The organism is Alteromonas sp. (genome assembly GCF_984505615.1).
The window spans coordinates 15344-33539 of sequence record NZ_CFHOXV010000045.1 but is presented as its reverse complement, the minus strand read 5'-3'; the positions used below and the strand labels follow the sequence as shown (position 1 = coordinate 33539).

The window sequence follows — 18196 nt, the reverse complement described above, 5'->3', positions numbered from 1 at the left end:
GGTGCTGATATTTCTACTCGCCGGCGCATTCTATTCGCTGACCATCGATATCGGCGCGCGGGATGCCACTGTCAACCTGGCGTTAAGCGTAATACCAACGCCCATGATATTGCCGGGCCTGTTTATTATCTGTTGTTTTATTTCTTTTTCCATGGGGACTTCTACCGGCACTATTACGGCGCTGGCTCCTATCGGGCTTGGACTGGCTGATGGCCTGGGTGTGTCACCGGCATTGCTGGCCGGTGTGGTCGTTGGCGGGGCCATGTTTGGTGACAACTTATCCTTTGTGTCAGACACCACCATCGCGGCGACCCGCAGTCAGGGCGTCAGGCTGACCGACAAATTTAAGGCTAACCTGCTTATCACCCTGCCGGCCTCTGTAATCACCATTATCATTCTGGCATTTGTCAGTGTGGCGGATACCAGTTCGTTACAGCAGGGTGATTACGAACTTATCCGCATTCTGCCCTACATGCTCATTATTGCCTGCGCACTGGCAGGTTTGAATGTGGTACTGGTGCTTGCTATCGGTATCGGATCAGCTGGCGTTATCGGCCTTATCACCGGTAGTTTCGCACCTATGGGGATGTGGCAAAGTATACAAACCGGCCTGGGATGGATGCAGAATCTTTCCGTAATCGCTCTGACAATCGGTGGTATTGTCAGTCTGATGCATGCTTACGGCGGTATTACCTGGCTGATTCAGGTGCTAACCCGGCGTGTGCAAAGTCGTCAGGGGGCAGAGTACAGTATTGCGGCTCTAGTCAGTTTGCTGGATTTATCCACGGCGAATAACACAATTTCTATCGTGGCAGCCGGTCCGATAGCCAGCGATCTGAATAAACAATATGGCGTTGACCCCCGTCGTACAGCCAGTATTCTGGACGTGTTCTCGTGCAGTTTTCAGGGGCTGGTGCCCTATGGTGCGCAAATCCTCACAATCGCCGCTGTGGGCGGGCTATCTCCGCTGTCCGTTTCCATGTATTGTTGGTACCCCATGTTATTGTTTGTGTTTGGTGTACTGGCCATTGCGTTTAATATTCCTAAGTTCGTTACAGAAAACGGTAGCCCTGACGTCTGACGTTAAGGAGTGCCTGTGAGCCGCCGGCCGGTTACCGCGATCATATTTGGCGGATTTTTTCTGTTCGGGATGCTTTTTATTCTCTGGGGCGTTTTGCTGCCGGAGATTGCTGCCGATCTTGAAATGAGTGAAACCGTCAGCGGAGCATTGTTCCTGCTGTTCTCACTGGGCATGATGCTGGGTGCTCTGTTTGGCGGCAAATATGTCAGTAAATTCGACTTTCTTTATCTGCTGGCCTGGTTGTGTGCTGTGGATGCGGTGCTGGTGTTCGGGGTCTCCCTGATGACCGTCTGGCAGGGGATGCTGCTGATGGTGTTTCTCACCGGTGTGGTGAGCTCTGCGGTAATCACCATCGGACACACACTCATAGCCCAGTTGTACGCAGAGAAGCGGTTCGCCATGATGGACTTTATGTTCAGCCTCGGTACGTTCGCTGCGTCTTTCTACGTGACCCTGATCTACACCTTTTCTCACGAGTGGCAGAAGCCGCTGCAATTTCTGACTTTCCTTCTGCTTTGCGTGTCGGCCTACACATTCATGATTGCCGGACAGCACAGAAAACTAAGCAAAGGCAAACCGGCAGAAAAGAAATCGTCACTGAAGTACATGGATATGCTCAGGCAGCCTGTGTTTTTGCTGCTGTGTCTGGTGAGTTTCGGCTACGGGGCGGTGGAGTTCGGTAATGCGAACTGGTTTGTCAGTTACGCAAAAAACGATGGGTACGATGGTGAACAGGCCCGCAATCTCCTGGCGTGTTTCACCGCCGGTATGACATTAAGCCGGCTGATTTTTTCCTGGTTCCTGCGCTATTACAGTGTTTACCGGTTAATGATGATTCTGGCTACTATGACCCTTACCGGTGCTTTCGGTATTAAGCTTGCCGCAGGCAGTGTGACTATTGGCAGCTTCAATTTCCTGCTCGGGTTGGGATTAGGCGGTCTCTTTCCTCTGGTACTTTCGGCGGCAATGAATGTGGATCCTTCAAAAGGTCCGGTTTTGTCAGGGATTTCGTTGATTGGGAATGCTATCGGGGTGCAGGTAGCCTCTTTTGCCACCGGATTCTGGGCCAGTTTTCAGGGGCTTCACATCGCCTTCTGGATCATCCCGCTTGCCAGCATATGGCTGTGGAGCACCACCTGGTATTACAGCCGCCAGATTAAGCTGCAGGTATAGCAGTAATGCCTGAATGGAGGCTAGTGAGCGCCGGGTAGCCAGAATTCCGCTACCAGGCCACCTTCAGGGTGATTCCTGAGTGTGATGTTGCCGAAGTGCATATTGATAATTTTACGGGTGATAGCCAGTCCCAGACCTGAGCCCAGACTGCCCCTTGCTTTATCTCCCTGTTTGAACGGCATAAAAGCGTTATCCAGCTCGTTGTCAGGGATGCCCGGGCCGAAGTCGCGGATGCGGCAATACACCCGTTGTTTCGTGCGGTCAAAGAAGGTACTTATCGAAATTTTGTCACCGCCGTAGCGGAAGGCATTTTCTATCAGGTTATCCAGTACCCGTTTGATGGCTACCGTGCGTACCGGCGTATCCGGCAGAGAGGTCAGTTTCAGGGTGATATGATGGCTTTCGTAACGCTCATGCACCCTTACCATATCACCGATAAGCGTATTCAGATTGGCATTTTCCCATTCGCCGGTACGGTCAAAGCGGGCGTATTCAATGAACTGATCGATAATGGCATTCATATCTTCGATGTCTTCATTGATGCCGTCACGCACCCACTCACTTTCTTCCGGCAGCATTTCCGAAGCCAGCCTGATTCGGGTAAGCGGGGTACGTAAATCGTGAGAAATACCGGCAGTCATTAATGTCCGCTCATCCTCCAGCTGCTTTATACCCTGATTCATGCGGTTGAATGCGCGGGTCACTTCCCGCATTTCGCTGCTGCCCTGTTCTTTCAGCGGGGGCGGAAACTGTCCTCTGCCGACCTGCAATGCGGCCTGCTGCAGGGCCTGAAGCGGCCGGTTAAGATGGCGTACAAACCACCAGCCGCCGGTAACACTCAAAATACCGATTACCATCAGATACATGGTGGGGGGCGGTGAAATATGGGCGTCGTTACCGCCTATCAGAGGAATACTGACCCAGATGTTCGGTCGCGTACTGAGAGATATCCACACCCGGTAAGGCTCGCTGCCAACGGCGGTTTCAGCTGTACTGATCCGCACATCTGCTTTGACACCAATTTGGGAAGATACCTGCGAAGACATAAAATTATAGTGGGTGGCATCACGCAGGCCCTGCTGCAGCGCCTGCTCCGTGGTCATAATTTCGACTTTGGTTTGTTTTGCATAGGCCAGCCGTTGCTCAAGAGGCGCGCTCATCAGCCCCTGCGACTGCACGCTTTGTACCTGCGTTGCCAGCAAGCTGCTGATCTGCTGGGTGGTAGGACGCACGAAATAGTAGGTGACTGACAGATAGGACACCACCTGATTGATCAGCAGCAGTACGCCGATCAGCAGTACGGTTTGTCCGAATGCACTTTTAGGAAGCAGCCTCACGCCAGGAACATCATCTTATGCAGCGCCACCATCCGGCACAAACACGTAGCCAAGGCCCCATACTGTCTGAATATAGCGCGGGCTTGCCGGGTCTTTCTCCAGCATGCGGCGCAGACGGGAAACCTGCACGTCGATACTCCGTTCCAGCGCGCTGTAATCACGGCCACGGGCCAGGTTCATCAGTTTGTCTCTGGAAAGCGGTTCTCTGGGGTGGGTGACCAGTGATTTAAGCACGGCAAATTCGCCGCTGGTTAACGACAGCGGCTTGCCTGCGGCTGTCATTTCGCGGGTAGCGAGGTTCAGGCTGTAATCACCGAACTCAACAATCTGCTCGTCTCTGGACGGTGCGCCGGGCGCTTCTGTGGTTTTGCGTCGTAATACGGCTTTAGCACGGGCCAGCAGTTCGCGGGGATTAAACGGCTTGGGCAGGTAGTCATCGGCGCCCATTTCAAGGCCGATAATGCGGTCGACTTCGTCACCCTTGGCTGTCAGCATGATGATGGGCATGTCGTTCTCTGCCTGTCGCATGCGCCGGCAGATAGATAAACCATCTTCACCCGGCAGCATCAGGTCCAGAACCATCAGATGGAAGTTCTCGCGCTCAAGCAGGCGGTCCATTTGCTCTGCATTAGCTGCGCTGCGCACCTGGAAGCCCTGTTCAACAAGATAACGCTCCAGCAGGCTGCGAAGGCGCATATCATCATCGACAACAAGTATTTTGGACGTTTCCTGACCCATGGTTGTTATTCCTGAACAGTGGCTGTGTAACCGGTAATAAAAAGCAGTACGCCGCGCAAAACGGCGGGTACTGTCTTAAGTTACCTTAACTATAACCACTTCAGGTCACGGACAAAAGCACAGAGATGTTGCGAATGTCCGTGGAATGTTACAAATGATGTCAGCCGAGTACCAGGTCCGCCATCAGCAGAACCATGGCAAAACCGAAAGAGTAAGCCAGCAACAACAGCAAGACGAATTTGCCGTACTTAGCGAAGGTCAGACCCTTCACTTTACTCATGGTGACAATCCCCGCCGAAGAGCCGATGATCAGCAGTGAACCCCCTACGCCTACGGCATAGGTAAACGCCATCCACTCTGCGGTAGACATGGATATATCAGCTTTCAGCAGTGCGGCTGTCAGTGGCACGTTATCAATCATTGAAGACAGCACGCCCATGATGAAGTTTGCGCCGGTTGACGGGAAGATGTTGTACACCTCGAGCAATGCACCCAGTGCGTGGATATGGTCCAGCATACCAACCAGCAACAGTACACCCAGGAAAAACAGCAGGGTGTCGAACTCAATGAGGCGGATGTAGTCCAGGATCGGATCATGATACTTCTCTTCACCCATGAAGGTCGCGACCAGGAACATGACAGCCATACCGGCCAGGAAACACAGCATCGGCGGAATGGCAAACAGCACGTTGGCAACCAGAGTCAGTATGATGGTGGATAAGAATATACCGGCAATGACATAGTCAACGGAACGCATATCATGACGGGTTTTCTTTATCTTTACGGTGCCGTTCATACCAATACTCAGCATCATTGCCAGGAATAGTACGGCGGAAAGGGACGGAATGATGAGCAGCAGCAACTGCGTGATAGTAACCTTGCCGTCGAGGAAAATCATCAGAGTGGTTACATCGCCGGTGATGAGTGACACGCCGCCGGAGTTCACCGCGAATACCACCAGTACCGCAAAGCGCATGGTCTGGTTAAACGGTAATCCCAGTGACAGTACCATGGCTATGGACACCAGAGTGGCGGTGATGTTGTCTGCCAGAGAAGAGAAACAGAAACTGAAGATGGCGGTGAAGAAGATAAGCTTTCGCAGCGTAATTTTGGCTGGCATGATGATATTGAGCATATTCTCAATCATGCCTTTACGGTTAAGGTAAGCAACAAAGGTCATGGCAGCAACGAGGAACAGCCACAGGGTGGAGATTTCGCTGATGTTTTCAGTAAGGTGTTCGTTGAGCTCTTCTAAACCGGGCCCGCGGTTAGCGTTTATAAAAAGAAGGATCCAGGCAAGTGTTCCGAGAAAAAGCGTCGTTTTGGCTTTGTTTACGTGAATGACTTCTTCGAAAACGACGCCAAGTAACGCCAGTACAGCTATGCCGATGAGTACATAATCCAGCATGGTTTTTACCCCCAAATTGTAAGGGGTAAATTATACGTTTTCAGGGCCCGCGGCTGAACGCCCGGTGCGTTGTAAACCGCGGAAAATCAGTTATATCCGTTATGCATTTGAATGATGAAAACACAATGAAAACGGGCTGTTAACGGCTATGTACGAATTGCTTACTGCTCGCTCACCCAATCCATCTGACTGCCTGCCCGTCGCTTCTGATCAAGAATATCTTCAATCAGCGGTGTGAGGATTAATTCCATCGCCAGACCCATTTTTCCACCCGGTACCACCAGGGTGTTAATGCGGGACATAAAGGCGCCGTCGATCATTTGCAGCAGATACGGATAATCAACGTTTTTCATTTCACGGCGGAATCGTACGACGACAAAACTTTCATCCTGGGTAGGGATCTCTCTGGCACTGAACGGATTAGAAGTGTCGACAGTGGGAACACGCTGGAAATTAACGTGAGTGCGGGAAAACTGCGGTGTGATGTACTGAAAATAATCGTCCAGTCCGCGCACAATACTGCTCATCACCGCTTCACGGGAATGTCCCCGGTCAGTGGTATCGCGGACAATTTTCTGGATCCACTCCAAATTTACAATCGGTACCATGCCTACCAGCAAATCCACATGGCTCGCCACGTCATTTTCTTCGGTGGCAACACCACCGTGCAGACCTTCATAGAACAGTAAGTCAGTGTTTTCCGGCAGCGCCTGCCAGGGCGTGAATGTGCCCGGCATCTGGTTAAAGGGTACTGCTTCATCGAAGGTGTGCAGATACTGGCGGAATTGGCCGGTGCCGGTTTGTCCGTATTCTTTAAACAGGGTTTCGAGTAACTCAAAATCGTTGGCGCGGGGGCCGAAGTAACTGATATGGCGGCCCTGTTCCTGCGCTTTGCGGATCTCCACCTCCATTTCCGGACGGGTAAAACGATGGAAGCTGTCACCGCCAACCACTGCCGCATTGACATTCAGGTTACGGAAGATGTGCGTGATCGCATTTGTCGTTGTTGTGGTGCCTGCGCCGGAAGAACCGGTGATGGCAATAATCGGATGTTTAGCTGACATAATCACAGAATAGGAATACCGGACTTCTGTTATAAGCTGGCAGCACGGAAGAATCAAGGGGAACTATGTTGCAGAATAAGTCCGCAACGGGTTCGAAATTCACCTGATTTATAGTGCCCGGCCATTGCCGGGCGTGCTTTGTACGCCGTTAACCGGGAGGATTCAGATGCCGGTTTTTCAGTTTCTCCAAACTGATTTTATCTTTCAGACTCATGATCACTGCGGCAATACTGAGCAACAAGATACTGCTGGACTCATAAAGAAGCACAATTTTATCCAGCTCTTTGCTTTGCAAAATAATCATGCGGCTGAGCGCTGTCATGGCGATGATCAGTGGCAACGTAACCGGAATCCGGCTGCTGTTATAGTACGCGGCCAGCATGCCGATGACTTCGGCGTAGATAAACAATAGCAGCAGATCTGACAGTTCAACCTTACGCTGATGAAACATGTGCATGATTTCATCGCCCACTGCAACCAGCGTCGCCAGCATAATGAGGATCAGCAACAGTTTTTCAATTTGCTCGATAAATTTCGCCATATCTGACTATCTTGAAGCGTTTTTGTACAGACCTGTAAGACTAATTGGAAAGTGCCGGCGGGCACACCGTGCTTTAGTCGTATATAACGGGGAAATTTCCGGGACTGTCGGGTTACGACCAGAGAATAAGGTCTTTCTTTGGAGGAACGGGAAGAAAAGATAAAAAGAAAGGGCGCCGCAGCGCCCTTACCGGATTATGCCTGACCGCTTGCTTCACGGGCGATAGCGCGGTATGCGATATCTGTTCTGAAATACACATCTTTCCAACTGATGGTATTCAGTAATTCATAGGCTTTCTGTTGTGCTTCGGTAACATTGTTGCCCAGTGCAGTGGCACACAGTACACGACCGCCAGCAGTCACTACCTTACCGTCTTTCATGGCCGTGCCGGCATGGAAAACCTTGCCTTCGTGAGCAGCAGCTTTATCCAGCCCTTCAATGACATCACCTTTGTCGTAACTGCCAGGGTAACCCCCTGCAGCCAGTACAACACCAACCGCGGCGCGCTCATCAAAATCAATGGTTTTGCCGGCCAGTTCGCCTTTACAGGCCAGTTGGCACATTGCCACCAAATCAGACTGCAAACGCATCATGATAGGCTGGGTTTCAGGATCGCCGAAACGGCAGTTGTATTCGATAACCTTTGGCGTACCGTCTGCCATGATCATCAGGCCTGCATACAGGAAGCCTGTGTAAGGATTCCCTTCACTTGCCATACCTTCAACGGTAGGCATGATGACTTCCTTCATTACGCGGTTATGGATTTCCTGCGTCACAACCGGAGCCGGTGAGTATGCACCCATACCGCCGGTGTTCAGACCAGAGTCGCCGTTACCTGCACGTTTGTGATCCTGGCTGGTGGCGAAAGGCACAACATTTTTACCGTCTACCATCACGATGAAAGAGGCTTCTTCACCATCAAGAAACTCTTCGATTACCACGCGGCTGCCGGCGTCACCAAATGCGTTACCTGCAAGCATGTCACGGATGGCATCTTCAGCTTCCTGTAACGTCATCGCAACGATTACACCTTTACCGGCGGCCAGACCGTCAGCCTTCACGACAATCGGTGCGCCTTTTTCACGCACATAGGCGATAGCAGGATCGATTTCAGTGAAGTTCTGGTATTCCGCTGTAGGAATGGCATGGCGGGCTAAGAAATCTTTAGTAAACGCTTTGGAACCTTCCAGTTGTGCCGCAGCTTGTGTCGGTCCGAAAATCATCTGACCGGCAGCCTGAAACGCGTCAACAACACCTTCAACCAGCGGCGCTTCAGGGCCGACAATGGTTAAGTCAATCGCGGTGTCTTTGGCAAACGCCAGCAAACCTTCGATGTCTGTTACACCAATGTTCACGTTTTTCAGCTTAGGTTCAGTGGCTGTGCCTGCATTACCCGGCGCAACATAAACAGTGGAGACAGAGTCAGATTGTGCGGCTTTCCACGCTAATGCGTGTTCACGGCCACCGCTGCCAATAACTAGTACGTTCATCAAAGCGTTCCGTTATCTCTTATTCAGGTTTAATAAATTTAAGTGTCATCCGGTTGCTTTCACCAATAGACAGATACTTTGCCTGATCTTCTTCGCCTAAGCGCAGTGAAGGTGGCAAGGTCCACACGCCTTTAGCGTGATCGGCATTGTCTGCAGGATTAGCATTTACGTCACTTTCCGCAACCAGTTTGAAACCGGCAGCTTCAGCAGCATCGATGACAAAAGACTTTTTCATATAACCGCTGCTTTTCATTGCTTCGTCAGCAGCGGATTCCGGTAATTCATGATCAACTACGCCCAGGATGCCGCCGGGCTTCAGGGCTTTGTAGAACGACTTAAACGAGCTGGTCACGCCTTCTTTATCGCCGCCCATGTACCAGTTATGGACATTACGGAAGGTCAGCACTGCGTCTGCACTGCCGTCAGGGGCAATGTCAGGGCTCTTTGAAGGATGGAAAGCCGTAATCGTGGCACCCTCATAAGGGCCGCCCGCTTTGGCTTTTTCTTTGAAGCCGTTGAGCGAACCTGCGTAATAACCCGGTGCACCGTCGAACATAAAGAAGTGCGCCGCAATATAATTGCCGTCGTCTTTTAATAAAGGTGCAAGAATATCGGCATACCAGCCACCGCCGGGCCAGATCTCAACAACGGTCATGTCCGGTTCAATACCGAAAAAGCGCAGAGTTTGTTGAGGATGACGGTATTCGTCACGGGCTTTGGCATCCGCTGAGCGGTTATCGTTTTTTACCGCATCGGTAATAGCGTCTGCGCTGGCCAGTGTTGATGTGAGTGAAGCAGATACAGCAAGCAAAGAAGCGGCAATTACACGCATCGTGGTCTTCATAATTGATCCTTAATTGTTTTAACGGTGCATAGCTTGGGTAATACTCATACTGCAAAACCTAGGTTAACGCAGGACAGTAAAAACGCAAAAGGGTTGTGGCGAAAGCCACAACCTTTACCGTAAACAACTTTTTCAATTAATGGCGGAAGTGACGCATGCCGGTGAACACCATAGCAATGCCATGTTCATCAGCTGCTGCGATAACTTCATCGTCACGCATTGAACCGCCCGGCTGGATTACCGCCTTGATACCGGCAGCCGCGGCTGCATCAATACCGTCGCGGAACGGGAAGAATGCATCAGATGCCATTACTGAACCTGCCACTTCCAGGTTCTCATCGGCCGCTTTAATACCGGCGATTTTCGCAGAATACACACGGCTCATCTGGCCTGCACCCACACCGATGGTCATGCTGTCTTTAGCATAAACGATAGCGTTAGATTTCACGTATTTTGCTACTTTCCAGCAGAACATCAGATCGCGTAATTGCTCTTCTGAAGGTTGTACCTTAGAAACGACTTTCAGATCTTCCATATCCACCATGCCAAAATCACGTTCCTGAATTAACAGGCCGCCGTTAACACGTTTGAAGTCGAAACCGTCGGTAAGCTGACCCTGCCAGTCACCACACGCCAGCAGACGTACGTTTTTCTTTTCAGCAACGATGGCTTTCGCTTCTTCGCTGACGGTAGGGGCAATGATGACTTCAACAAACTGACGGTCAACAATGGCTTTCGCCGTGTCGCCATCCAGTTCACGGTTAAACGCGATGATACCGCCGAAAGCAGACGTCGGGTCAGTTTTGAAAGCGCGGTCATAGGCTTCAAGGATGTTGTCACCCAGTGCCACACCACAAGGGTTTGCGTGCTTAACAATGACACAAGCCGGTACGTCGAATTCTTTCACGCATTCCAGCGCGGCGTCGGTATCTGCAATGTTATTGAAAGACAGTTCTTTACCCTGAAGCTGCTCAGCAGTAGCAACAGACGCTTCCTGAATGTTGTTCTCAACATAGAAAGCCGCAGACTGGTGGCTGTTCTCACCGTAACGCAGATCCTGCTTTTTGCTCATCTGCACGTTGAACGTACGGGGGAATTCACTGTGCTCGTGCTCACAGTCGTCTGCGCACTCAACAGAATCAATGCGGGCGCCGAAGTAGTTGGCAATCATGCCGTCATATTCTGCGGTATGTTCGAAAGCTTTAATGGCCAGGTCGAAACGTGTCTGGTACGTCAGTGAACCTGCATTTTCTTCCATTTCAGCAAGCACGCGGCTGTAATCCGCTGCTTTAACCACAATTGTCACATCTTTGTGGTTTTTCGCTGCAGCGCGAACCATCGTAGGGCCACCGATATCGATGTTCTCAATCGCGTCTTCCAACGTGCAATCGTCTTTTGCGACAGTGGCAGCGAACGGGTAAAGGTTCACTACAACCAGATCGATTGGCGCGATATTGTTCTCAGCCATTACACCTTCGTCCTGACCGCGACGACCCAGAATGCCGCCGTGGATTTTCGGGTGCAGAGTTTTCACACGACCGTCCATGATTTCAGGGTGGCCAGTGTGTTCTGAAACCTCTTTAACCGGCAAACCGGCTTCCGCCAGTAATTTTGCCGTACCGCCGGTAGATAGCAGTTCAACGCCTTTGTTGTGTAATGACGTGGCAAATTCAACGATGCCGGTTTTGTCAGAAACACTTAACAGGGCGCGCTTGATAGGTTTAGGTGTTTGCATAGTGGTGTTGAGCTCTTTGCGTAAGTTAACGAGTGGAACAAAAAAGAGCACCGTTTGGTGCTCTTAAAGTCGGGCTAAGCCCTTTAATCTTAGTTCATGCCGTACTGCTTCAGCTTTTTGCGCAGTGTGCCACGGTTGATGCCCATCATGATGGCGGCGCGTGTCTGGTTGCCGCGGGTGTAAGTCATTACTTCTTCCAGTAACGGCGCTTCAACTTCAGCCAGAACAAGTTCGTACAGATTATCGATGTTAGCGTTGTCCAGTTGCTTCAGGTATTTGTTTACCGCTTGCTTTACTGAGTCACGCAGAGGCTTCTGTGCCTGAGTTTGTGAAGGAGTAGTTACTGTTGTAGTAAAAGGTGAAGTCACATTTTGATCGAACATAATACTTTCTTGCTCTATTAGTTAGTCATTACTATGCCGCAGGAGAGATCTGTCGCTTATCTCTCGTTTGCAGCGATTGAAAATACGCATCAAGGGCGTTGAGTTGAGCGTCAGCTTCCTCAAGACCATTGAATGTCCGGCGAAACTGATTTTCCGTGTCGTGCTCCGCGAGATACCACCCTACGTGCTTCCGGGCTATTCTCACACCCATAATGCCGCCGTAGAAGTCGTGTACATTTACAACGTGCTCATGTAATACCGCTTGCTGTTCTGACAACGAAGGAGGCGGCAAGTTTTCACCTGTTTGCAGGTAATGTTGGATTTGTTTAAAAATCCACGGATTACCTTGCGCACCGCGCCCAATCATTACGCCGTCAGCACCGGTATACTCAAGTACGAAACGTGCTTTTTCCGGAGAAGTAATATCGCCATTTGCGATTACAGGAATAGACACCGCCTGTTTAATGGCACGAATGGTGTCGTATTCTGCATTTCCCCGGTACATACAAGCCCGCGTTCTGCCGTGAACTGCCAGCGATTGTATGCCGTTCTGCTCCGCAATCCGGGCAATGTCTGCCCCGTTGCGGTTATCTGTGTCCCACCCTGTACGGATTTTCAGAGTGACTGGTACGTCAACAGCGTCTACCACTGCCCGGACAATGCTTTCTACAAGCTCCGGGTACTGCAAGAGCGCTGAACCAGCTAATTTCTTATTCACCTTTTTGGCCGGACAACCCATGTTGATATCGATGATTTGCGCACCGTTCTCAACGTTAAATTGTGCCGCCTGCGCCATCAGGTCAGGATCTGCGCCGGCAATCTGTACCGAGCGGATCCCGTCTTCACCGGTATGATCCATACGATGCATGGATTTTGCGGTTTTCCAGACCTTGGGGTTGCTGGACAACATTTCAGATACAACTAACCCTGCCCCCATTCTCCTGCACATCTGCCGGAAGGGCCTGTCTGTCACGCCAGCCATAGGCGCGAGCATCAAATTGTTCTGGAGTGTGTGAGGTCCGATTCGCATACTTTACAGCCAACTGTTGCGCAGAATTTATACACCAGGCCAAAACGGGGCGCTAAGTTTACGTGTTTTCGCAAGCCTTGAAAAGGCTAAAAATCACACAAAATTTCAAGCCGGGCTATTGACAGTGCTGGCGAGTTTTGCGTGTGAAATAGCCCGTTAGCCTTTCGTTGAAAAAGGCCACGGCCGGTGTATTTGACAGATTTCTGACAGTTTTATGAATAGATTCAGTGGGTTCTTATGCCGCTGACTCTTGCCCAATCGCCTTCTACAGCACTGGGTTCCAGGGAAAAACTGGTCTGGTAAGCCGCTTCAATTTTTTCCACCTGCTCTTCCAGAATGCCTGATAAAACGAGCTTTCCACCGGTTTTGCAGTAGGCAGTGATAACGGATTGCAGTTCAATGAGTGGCCCGCTGAGAATATTGGCCATGACCACATCGGCTTCCAGTTGGGGTTGATCTTCAGGCAGATACACACTTAAGCGGTCTTCCACACCGTTGCGGCGGGCATTTTCCATGGATGCCTGCAGGGCCTGAGGGTCGATATCAATACCGATCACTTCTTTTGCTCCCAGTTTCAGTGCCGCCAGCGCGAGAATACCTGAACCACAACCGAAATCGACCACGGTTTTGCCTTCCAGGTCGAGGCTGTCGAGCCAACGCAGACAGAGTGCTGTGGTAGGGTGCGTGCCGGTACCGAAAGCCAGACCCGGGTCGAGCATAACGTTTACCGCATCAGGATCCGGCACATCACGCCAGCTGGGACAAATCCACAAACGCTTACCGAACTGCATGGGATGAAAATTATCCATCCACTCCCGTTCCCAGTCTTTGTCTTCTAACTGGTCAAGTTTGTGTTTAAAGCCTTTGCCCAGCACCTTCGATTGTTCAAGTCTCTGAATCACCGCTTTCATGTCGTCGGCTGCACTGAATAACCCGACTACCTGCGTATCCGGCCACAGCATGGTCTCACCGGGCTTGGGTTCGTACATAGGCGTGTCTTTGGCATCAACAAATGTAACAGCCTGCGCGCCATTGGCACTCAACATATTGCCAATTTGCTCTGCATGTTCAGAGTCAGAATCGATTCGTAACTGGATCCAGGACATGGGTACTCTTTCAAGGGAAAACGTTAATCAGCAGATATTTTATCAGTTACTGCATGCAAAGCGCACCCCGCAGCACCATTTAAGCCGAATTTTGAACACCGCCCGAAGAAGTATCCTTATGTCTGATTTCGTTTCTCACTGGCAGGTGCTACCTTTATAAGAGGTATTGAGACAGGAAAACCAATGAGACTGTTGGCCAAACTGGTAATGTTAGCTTTTCTGGCTGCTCCGGCATCCGGCGCCGTGGTGCGCAGTGTGGATGTGGTTTCCGGCTGGGACAAGCCACCCTATGTGATCGCACAGGGTGATACCGGTTTTGAGATCGAGCTGGTTAAATCTGTTCTTCAAAATGCCGGTTACGAACCCAACATGATGTATGTGCCCATGGGCCGCTCAGTCAGACTTGTCAAAGAGCGTGATGTGGATGTGGCCCTTTCAGTGAGCCGCCGGAACGACATTCCCGAAGCCTGGTTCAGTGACGTGTATGTTGTATACCAGAATGTTGTGGTGACACTGAAGAACCGTAATTTGTCTATTGAGCGGGTGGAAGATCTTAAAAACCACACCGTTGTGGCATTTCAGACTGCGTCAGAAGCTCTCGGTCCCCAATTTTCGCAAGCAGTAGCAAAGCACAAGGGCTATCTTGAAATGGCCGACCAACACCGTCAGGTCAGTATGCTGCTGCTTGGCAGTGTGGATGCTATTGTACTGGACCGGAATATTTTCGAAGCGATACGCAGTAAACATCCTAAGGGACAGGATGTGGAAGTGACTGTGCACGAACTCTTTGATGTCAGCCCTTATCATGCCGTCATTCCAAATAAGCAGCTCCGGGACAAATTCAATCTTGAGTTAGCGAAATTCCGTGAAAGCGGTGACTATCAGGCCCTGGCCAACGAGTTCTCGCTGATCAATTTACTCGACAGCTATATCCAATACCCCTTCCTGACACATCTCGAACACACATCCGACTATTAAAATCGATTAAAAAATATCTTTAATTATTTTAATAACAAATGATAATGATTCTCATTGGTATATATGTTTTAATACGCATTGAACGGAAGTATAGTTAAAAGATTAGATGAGCGTTTTCACCCGCCGGTATTCCCGTGTTCTCGTAAGTTATTTTTCATCCACATAAAAACACTCTGAGTTTCAAGGAAAAAGTAATGCCTAAATTAGGTAAGATAGTACTGCTCACGTCATTATTTCCCGGCTTATCAGCCGCTGTTTTCGCGCAAGAAAATGAAGAATTAGAAACCCTCGACACCACTGTTGTTCAAGCCGCTTCAGAAGAGCTTAAGCAAGCCCAGGGTGTGTCGGTTATTACAGCGGAAGATTTCAAACGTCGTCCGGTTACCAATGACATCTCCGAACTGGTGAAAACCATGCCGGGTATTAATCTGACCGGCAACACAAGTACAGGCCAATACGGCAACAACCGCCAGATCGACATTCGCGGCATGGGCCCGGAAAATACCCTGATTCTTATCGACGGTAAGCCTGTATTGTCCCGCAACAGTGTAAAAATGGGCCGTTCAGGTGAACGGAACACCCGTGGCGACAGTAACTGGGTGCCGCCTGAAGCTATTGAAAGTATCGAAGTTATTCGTGGTCCGGCAGCGGCCCGTTACGGTTCAGGCGCATCCGGTGGTGTCATTAACATCATTACCAAAAAACCGGATGTAGCCGCAGGCAGCATTACAGTACAAACCGAAATTCCTGAAAATTCGCTGGAAGGTGGTAACAAACGCGCAGATGTCGTGGTCAGCGGCCCGTTATCTGAGCGCTTCTCTCACCGTACCGTGCTGAACTACAATAAACAGGAAGGTGATTCTCCGGATATTAACCGCGATGCCACCGTTGAGGACAGCAACGTAGCCGCCGGCTCAGAAGGTGTTGAGAACATTGATTTCCGTACGCTGGTGCGCTTTGACCAGGACGAAACCAATACCTGGGAAGTAGAAGCGGCATACAGCCGTCAGGGTAATGAATACGCCGGTGACAACGCATTCCAGGGCGTAGATAACGCGCAAAGTCAGTTATACATTGGTCAGGAAACCAATGTTGTAAGACGTAAAACACTTTCCGGTACCCATCGCGGTACGTTCGATTTTGGCGACTCTTTCTCTTACATCCAGTTTGAAGAAACAGATAACACACGTTTGAGCGAAGGGCTTGCAGGTGGTACGGAAGGCCGTTTCAACACCGAGACCGGTGAAACCGTGACCATCATGCTGCGCAATCTGACTGCCAAATCTGAGTGGAACATTCCGCTGGATCTGTTCGGAAAAGCCCAGACTATGACAGTGGGTGCCGAATTCCGTGGTGAGCGTCAGGATGATGCGTCGTCTAATCAGGCCGGTATTAATGTGGCTGACGGCGTGGTTATTGATGGTACTGACATTGACGCAGCCGACCGCGACCCTCACATGAGCTCAGAATTGTTCGGCCTGTACGTCGAGGACAACATCGTTCTTACTGATGACATTATGCTGACGCCGGGCGTACGTTTAGATCACCACAGTGAAGCTGGCAACAACGTATCTCCCAGCCTGAACATGAGCTGGCAGTCAACGTCTGAAATTTCATTCCAGGCCGGTATCAGCCGTGCGTTTAAAGCCCCTAACCTGTATCAGCTGAACCCTAACTATGTCTATACCACCCGTGGTAACGGTTGTCCGGTGGATTACCCCAGCCAGGGAAGCGGTTGTTCAATTCTGGGTAACCCGGATCTGGAACATGAAACGTCGGTGAACAAAGAAATCGGTATTAACTACGCCGGTAATGATAACGGCATCAATGCCGGTTTAACGTATTTCCACAACGATTATAAGAACAAAATCGTGACCGGAAATACCGCACCGATTTACGTACTGGACGGTGGTAATGCTGACACTTACGTGCAAATTTTCCAGTGGTACAACACACCGGAAGCCGTTATTGAAGGTCTGGAAGGTAACCTGCTTGTGCCGTTTACTGACGACATCGAATGGTCTGTGAATGCCACAGTGATGATTGAATCGGAAGACAAAGAAACCGGTCAGCCGTTGTCAATCGTGCCTGATTACACAATCAATACGCAGGTAGCATGGACTGTTACAGAAAACTGGGAACTGGTTGCCAGCGCCCAGCATTACGGCGAAACAGAAAGCCCGACAACCAGCACGACCAGCGGTGCAGATATTGAAAATCCTGAACCGCGTGACCCTTACACCATCGTTAACCTGAACAGTGTGTATACCTACAAAAACATCGATTTTACCATTTCAGTGAAGAACCTGTTTGATAAAACGATTTTACGTGAAGGTACCCAAACCAACGCAGGGGCGAATACCTATAATGAGCCGGGCCGTAACTGGCTGCTGTCGGCAACTTACCACTTTTGATGATACCAGCCGGTAACACAGTCTTTGTGTTACCGGTTTTTTGTAATGAAGGGAACGGGAATGAAGACAATGCAAATGGGGCGTCTGAGAATACCGGCTACATGCAGTGCCGGTATTTTGCTTACTGCATCACTATTGACCGGTAACGCCATGGCTGCCGTGACAGATGATATGGACGGACTGACCCGCCAGTGGCTGCAAATTGAGGCGCAGGAGCGCAAGCTGGTCATGGACTGGCAGGAACAGGAACCGGTGGTCCGTCAGCGGATAGACCTGCTGAAAGCCGAGAAATCGCAGTTGCAGAAAATTCTTGCGACCAGTAATGATTCACAGGATGACGTGGATGCCCGCCGGAATGCTCTGCTGGCCGAACAAAACACCCTTGAAAGTCAGCAGGCTGATGTAACAGGTGCACTATCTTCTCTGGTTACCCGCATCAATAGTTTATACGAAAGCTTGCCACCGCCTCTGAAGTTTAACTGGGACAAGGAAGATGCCGCGCTGGCCGGTGATGGTGGCGACAATCCTTCGCAAATTTTGCAGGTCGCACTGGCTAAATTATCCCGGCTGGAACAATTCGACAGCAAGCTCACGGTAAACGAAGACGTGCTCACGGCGCCTGACGGTAAAGAAGTGGTGGTGAAACAGTTATATCTGGGGTCACAGCTGGCCTGGTTTGCAAACAACGACGGTAGTGTGGCCGGTTCCGGCTACCCGGAGAACGGACAATGGACATGGCACTTCGACGACAGTGTTGATGGTGAAGCCATCAGCCGCGCACTGGCGGTTTTCGAGCGCCGTCAGCAACCCGAATTTATTGCGCTGCCTTTACCTTTTACTGCGCAAAATCCGGTAAATGGCGGAGGTCGTTAAG

Annotated in this window: 16 protein-coding genes; 5 read left to right on the top strand and 11 right to left on the bottom strand. The window is 50.5% G+C overall.

Features of this window, described 5'->3' with window-relative positions:
* Together AC4PME_RS18015 and AC4PME_RS18010 are read left to right on the top strand one after the other, a co-directional pair.
* Positions 1-1081 (top strand): Na+/H+ antiporter NhaC family protein (locus AC4PME_RS18015; RefSeq protein WP_491529683.1); only part of this gene is annotated, 1081 nt, incomplete at its 5' end.
* Between the two features lie 15 nt (positions 1082-1096).
* On the top strand, positions 1097-2254 hold the full coding sequence (locus tag AC4PME_RS18010; RefSeq protein ID WP_491044786.1) for an MFS transporter: 1158 nt from the start codon (positions 1097-1099) through the stop codon (positions 2252-2254).
* Positions 2255-2274: 20 nt separating this feature from the next.
* Here AC4PME_RS18010 and envZ read toward each other — a convergent pair whose 3' ends face one another.
* The 11 genes from envZ to prmA form a co-directional block, all read right to left on the bottom strand.
* Positions 2275-3591, bottom strand: coding sequence for a two-component system sensor histidine kinase EnvZ (gene envZ / locus AC4PME_RS18005; protein WP_119503089.1), 1317 nt, complete (start codon positions 3589-3591; stop codon positions 2275-2277).
* 15 nt (positions 3592-3606) lie between these two features.
* Positions 3607-4329, bottom strand: coding sequence for an osmolarity response regulator transcription factor OmpR (ompR, locus tag AC4PME_RS18000; protein ID WP_119503088.1), 723 nt, complete (start codon positions 4327-4329; stop codon positions 3607-3609).
* A 160-nt stretch (positions 4330-4489) separates the two neighbouring features.
* Positions 4490-5737, bottom strand: a complete 1248-nt coding sequence (nhaD, locus tag AC4PME_RS17995) for a sodium:proton antiporter NhaD (protein ID WP_119503550.1) — start codon at positions 5735-5737, stop codon at positions 4490-4492.
* Positions 5738-5898: 161 nt separating this feature from the next.
* Positions 5899-6801 (bottom strand): phosphoribulokinase, encoded by a 903-nt coding sequence (locus tag AC4PME_RS17990; RefSeq protein WP_119503087.1) that lies wholly within the window; start codon positions 6799-6801, stop codon positions 5899-5901.
* Between the two features lie 148 nt (positions 6802-6949).
* The gene (locus AC4PME_RS17985) at positions 6950-7342 is read right to left on the bottom strand and encodes a phosphate-starvation-inducible PsiE family protein (RefSeq protein ID WP_119503086.1); all 393 of its coding nucleotides are present in this window, start codon (positions 7340-7342) and stop codon (positions 6950-6952) included.
* 194 nt (positions 7343-7536) lie between these two features.
* Positions 7537-8832 (bottom strand): phosphoribosylamine--glycine ligase, encoded by a 1296-nt coding sequence (purD, locus tag AC4PME_RS17980; RefSeq protein WP_490707932.1) that lies wholly within the window; start codon positions 8830-8832, stop codon positions 7537-7539.
* 19 nt (positions 8833-8851) lie between these two features.
* Entirely contained in the window at positions 8852-9664 is an 813-nt protein-coding gene (locus AC4PME_RS17975) for a class I SAM-dependent methyltransferase (RefSeq protein WP_490708159.1), read from the bottom strand.
* Between the two features lie 148 nt (positions 9665-9812).
* Positions 9813-11411, bottom strand: a complete 1599-nt coding sequence (gene purH, locus AC4PME_RS17970; RefSeq protein WP_119503083.1) for a bifunctional phosphoribosylaminoimidazolecarboxamide formyltransferase/IMP cyclohydrolase — start codon at positions 11409-11411, stop codon at positions 9813-9815.
* A gap of 89 nt (positions 11412-11500) precedes the next feature.
* Complete coding sequence (gene fis, locus AC4PME_RS17965) at positions 11501-11794, bottom strand: DNA-binding transcriptional regulator Fis (protein ID WP_018982332.1); 294 nt, start codon at positions 11792-11794, stop codon at positions 11501-11503.
* Between the two features lie 31 nt (positions 11795-11825).
* Positions 11826-12824, bottom strand: a complete 999-nt coding sequence (dusB, locus tag AC4PME_RS17960) for a tRNA dihydrouridine synthase DusB (RefSeq protein WP_119503082.1) — start codon at positions 12822-12824, stop codon at positions 11826-11828.
* Between the two features lie 224 nt (positions 12825-13048).
* On the bottom strand, positions 13049-13930 hold the full coding sequence (prmA, locus tag AC4PME_RS17955) for a 50S ribosomal protein L11 methyltransferase (RefSeq protein WP_491044785.1): 882 nt from the start codon (positions 13928-13930) through the stop codon (positions 13049-13051).
* A 183-nt stretch (positions 13931-14113) separates the two neighbouring features.
* On the opposite strand from prmA, the gene AC4PME_RS17950 reads away from it, so the two are divergent.
* The 3 genes from AC4PME_RS17950 to AC4PME_RS17940 all read left to right on the top strand — a co-directional run bounded on the left by AC4PME_RS17950 (position 14114) and on the right by AC4PME_RS17940 (position 18195).
* Positions 14114-14908: a substrate-binding periplasmic protein gene (locus AC4PME_RS17950; RefSeq protein ID WP_119503080.1), complete on the top strand. Its 795-nt coding sequence runs from the start codon at positions 14114-14116 to the stop codon at positions 14906-14908.
* Positions 14909-15102: 194 nt separating this feature from the next.
* Positions 15103-17322, top strand: coding sequence for a FepA family TonB-dependent siderophore receptor (locus AC4PME_RS17945; RefSeq protein WP_491044784.1), 2220 nt, complete (start codon positions 15103-15105; stop codon positions 17320-17322).
* 60 nt (positions 17323-17382) lie between these two features.
* Positions 17383-18195: a DUF3450 family protein gene (locus AC4PME_RS17940; RefSeq protein WP_161599195.1), complete on the top strand. Its 813-nt coding sequence runs from the start codon at positions 17383-17385 to the stop codon at positions 18193-18195.
* Position 18196: the final 1 nt, after the last annotated feature.